Origin of the sequence: Ohtaekwangia sp., assembly GCF_036786105.1 — a bacterium.
Lineage (GTDB): Bacteria > Bacteroidota > Bacteroidia > Cytophagales > Cyclobacteriaceae > Ohtaekwangia.
Genome location: NZ_DAIQRQ010000126.1, coordinates 1 through 3,729 on the forward strand (window position 1 = coordinate 1; position 3,729 = coordinate 3,729).

General features: G+C 48.6%; 3 protein-coding genes and 1 pseudogene. All 4 read right to left on the reverse strand.

Annotated elements, in window-relative coordinates; all coding sequences use genetic code 11:
- Positions 1 to 60 precede the first annotated feature (60 nt).
- A complete protein-coding gene (locus V7Q33_RS23225; RefSeq protein ID WP_333821481.1) occupies positions 61 to 1,452 on the reverse strand; it encodes a lactate utilization protein B in 1,392 nt (463 codons plus the stop codon).
- Complete coding sequence (locus V7Q33_RS23230) at positions 1,452 to 2,186, reverse strand: (Fe-S)-binding protein (RefSeq protein ID WP_333821482.1); 735 nt, start codon at positions 2,184 to 2,186, stop codon at positions 1,452 to 1,454. The genes V7Q33_RS23225 and V7Q33_RS23230 overlap by 1 nt, the downstream gene beginning before the upstream one ends.
- 248 nt (positions 2,187 to 2,434) lie before the next feature.
- Positions 2,435 to 3,310 carry a flavin reductase family protein gene (locus V7Q33_RS23235; RefSeq protein WP_333821483.1) on the reverse strand — a complete coding sequence of 292 codons (876 nt, stop codon included), beginning with the start codon at positions 3,308 to 3,310 and terminating at the stop codon, positions 2,435 to 2,437.
- A pseudogene (locus V7Q33_RS23240) lies at positions 3,307 to 3,729 on the reverse strand (hypothetical protein); the annotation flags it as partial. The pseudogene V7Q33_RS23240 and the gene V7Q33_RS23235, both read right to left, overlap by 4 nt.

Below are 3,729 nucleotides of genomic sequence, written 5' to 3' on the forward strand. Positions count from 1 at the left end.
TTCAATACCGGCAACGCAGCCGGTGTATCCGAAAATTTCTTTTTGAGAGCGTTCAGTATCTTATCCCTGCTTTCCATGTTGCTTGCGATTCTGGTGATACCATTCGTTAAACGATTGCTTCGGCACAGCGGGCATTTCACGCTGTTTATACCATGGGTTAAGTTTATTATTCACCAGCACGGGTATATATTTCATAAACCAGCGCCCTATAGCACCTGAAGCTTTATATATACCTGGCTTCGATAACACGGCTGCCATGCCAGCTATACCTGCCTTCTTTACAGGCGACACATAGCCTTCCTTTACCAGCACCTGTCGCCATTGGTATAGTTGTTCGTGTATATTGATTTTTACCGGGCACACATTGGAGCACGAGCCGCACAACGTTGAGGCAAACGGAAGGTCGGCATGGTTCTTCATGTCGAGGCTTGGCGCGAGTATAGAACCGATTGGCCCCGCAATAGCATATTGATAGCTGTGACCTCCGCTGCGCCTGTATACGGGGCAGGTATTCATGCAGGCGCCACAGCGTATACACTTGAGGGCATTGCGAAAGCTCTCCTGTTGCAGTCGTTCGCTGCGGCCGTTGTCTACCAACACGATGTGCATGGTTTGGCCCGGCCGTGGTTTTCTGAAATGGCTGGAATAGGTAGTAGTAGGTTGGCCTGTGGCGCTGCGCGCCAGCAAGCGCAGAAATATACCGAGGTGCTTTCGCTGCGGTATAATCTTCTCGATGCCCATGCAGGCTATATGTACATCGGCGAGTTGCACGCCGAGGTCTGCATTGCCTTCGTTGGTACACACTACAATCTCCCCGGTTTCTGCTACTGCAAAATTTACTCCCGTAATAGCCACACGACTCGTCAGGAATCGCTGGCGAAGATGTTCACGCGCTGCCGCAGTGAGGAACTGTGGATCAGCATTACCTTTCGGTGTACCGAGATGCTGATGAAACAACTCTCCTATTTCTTCTTTCTTCCAATGTATACAGGGCAATACAATGTGGCTCGGTGGCTCACCTGCAAGCTGTACAATGCGTTCGCCGAGATCGGTATCTACTACCGTTATACCCTTCTCATGCAGATATTCATTGAGATGGCATTCTTCAGTGAGCATGGATTTACTCTTCACAATATCAGTAACACCATGCTGCTGCATAATAGAATGTACTATACGGTTGTGCTCCTCGGCATTGGCGGCCCAGTGAACCGTAACGCCATTTTGCTGTGCCTGCTTTTCAAATTCGAGAAGGTAATCGTGCAGGTTGTCGAGTACGTTATTCTTAATCTGTGATGCTGTTTCGCGCAGGTCTTCCCACTCGGTAATTTGCCAAACAGCTTTGTCGCGCTTCTCGCGAATGAACCAGAGTGTTTTATCGTGCCAGTCAACGCGCGGTTCATCGCGGTTGAATTTATCTGCCAGTGCTGCGTGATCCAATGTTCTCTGTTCCATCACTTCTCGGCATTTAGTATCTCCGCTATATGTATCACTTTCACCGGGCGATTCTGTCGTCTGATAATTCCTTCCAGGTGCATGAGGCACGACATATCGTTACCGGTGATATAGCTTGCGTTGTGCGCCACATGATCGGCCACACGATCAACGCCCATCTTTACCGACACCGCTTCTTCTGCCACACAGAATGTACCGCCAAACCCGCAGCACTCATCAGTGCGGTTCAGTTTGATCAGCTCCAGTCCGCGTACCATGTGAAGCAGTCGCTCGGTTTTGGAGAATGGTGGTGCTACAAGTTCGCTCATCTGCGAGATCTTCAATCCACGCTGACCGTGGCAACTCTGGTGCAACCCCACTTTATGTTCAAAGCGTGCCGGTAAACTTTGCACGTTCAGTATATCCGTTAAAAATTCTACCACCTCATATACTTTACCACGAATGTGTGTAGCCGCATTTTCATCCGAAGCATGCAGATGATCTTTTACATGCAGCACACAACTTCCGGAAGGCGACACGATATAGTCGTAACCGGAAAAGTTCTTTACAAAATTATCGTTGCATCCATGCGTGAGGTGTTCAAAGCCTGAGTTAGCCATGGGCTGACCACAGCAGGTTTGTGCATCCGGATATACTACATCAACGCCCAGCTTCTCCAGCAACTCCAGCGTTGCAATCGCCACGTGCGGATAAAACTGGTCTACATAACAGGGAACAAATAAAGCGACTCTCATCTATCAATTTTTATACACTGCTCCTGCAGCATTCGTCTTTGTGTACCGCATGTGAAATCTTCTCAGCGAAACATTGTTCAGTAACAGACACATATCGTCAGAACGTTTTGGGTTGTTAAAAATAATCCCGCGAAAGCGAAAATAAAAAACATTCCTTCGCGGCACGAAAGGAACATAACAATCCTCACAAACTGTCATGGTGTATCCTGCGGAATAAACCGCGGTGTATACCTGATTCTATTCAGCAGCTATCGCAACGAGAGCAATAGCACTTGCCATGCCTCCTCGGTCTTCCCTTCCGATAATAAGATGTGTGCCAGCAGATGCACGGCATCTTCACCTTGCTCCAATGCCTGCTGCACATGTGGCTGCGATATAAAGAAACGGTCGGCAGTAACAGCCGGTATATGTTCTACATTGGCCAGCATACCGAGGTCGTTGCCCGAAAGAATTTTGCTATAGCGTATCGCTTCCGGTATACCGTCAACACCAATGCCGAGTTTATCGAGCGGCTTTGGTACTTTGAAGATTGAATCGCCCTGCACGCGGCAGTACCAGTCGCCACCGAGTCGCGCCACAGCGTCTACCTTGAAAGGATCGATTTTCCCTTCTGCATCGAGCACTGCTTCGTTGATGTGCATGAGCACTACTTCGCAGATAATCAGGTTTCCTGCACCGCCTTCCATTCCGGTGGGCACCACCTGCAGTACGTTGCACTCCATCGCGATTGGAGCTTCTTTTACACGCGGAGGACTTACCACAATGGATGGCACTTCGGTAAAACCAGCTTTCACAAATTCATTTACTCCCTTTGGATACTCGGTGCTGGCCAGCGACATCTGTTGCACCATGGCGTAGTTCACTACGTTGATCACTACTTCCTGTACTTCCAGAATATTCTCGTAAGTATGTTTGGTGGTGTTATCGCGGCCTCTGCGTGCGGGAGAAAAAATGAGCAGTGGTGGATTGTAACCGAAGCAGTTAAAAAAACTGAAAGGACTTAAATTTACCTGGCCGTCTTTATCTATGGTGCTGGCAAATGCGATGGGCCGGGGAGTAACCGCACCCAGCAAGTAAGCATGTAATGTAGAAGAGGGTATTTCTTTGGGATCAACAGTGATCATTCCGGTAAAATAGTTTTATTGCTTGCACCTCCTTCCGCGGATGAGGGGGATTCCGGAAAAGGTCTGTGAATTTTCGGCAAGGTACTATATGTGTAGAAGAATACAACAAATAGTATGGCCGGCAATAAATGGGCACCAATACGAAATCGTAACCCTGTGTGACTGTAGCTCCAGGCTGTAAAGTCTATCGCGGTTTTCACAAAGACGGCAGCAATCAGTACCATCCCCACAATCAGTACCACTTTACCGGTGATGCGTTTGATAACCGAACGCTTCACCAGAAACCGGATGATCTCTCCCGCTATCACTGCACCACCCACCACCAGCGACACCGTTAACAACGCCTTGGGAAAAGTGCGCAGGTAATGATAGTTATATATGATCAACCCGATTTTCCCCAACAAATTGGGACTACGCAG

Excerpts from the sequence above, each read along its gene's own strand:
- V7Q33_RS23230 (WP_333821482.1), bottom strand. The coding sequence starts at position 2,186 with ATGAGAGTCGCTTTATTTGTTCCCTGTTATGTAGACCAGTTTTATCCG.
- V7Q33_RS23225 (WP_333821481.1), bottom strand. The coding sequence starts at position 1,452 with ATGGAACAGAGAACATTGGATCACGCAGCACTGGCAGATAAATTCAAC.
- V7Q33_RS23235 (WP_333821483.1), bottom strand. The coding sequence starts at position 3,310 with ATGATCACTGTTGATCCCAAAGAAATACCCTCTTCTACATTACATGCT.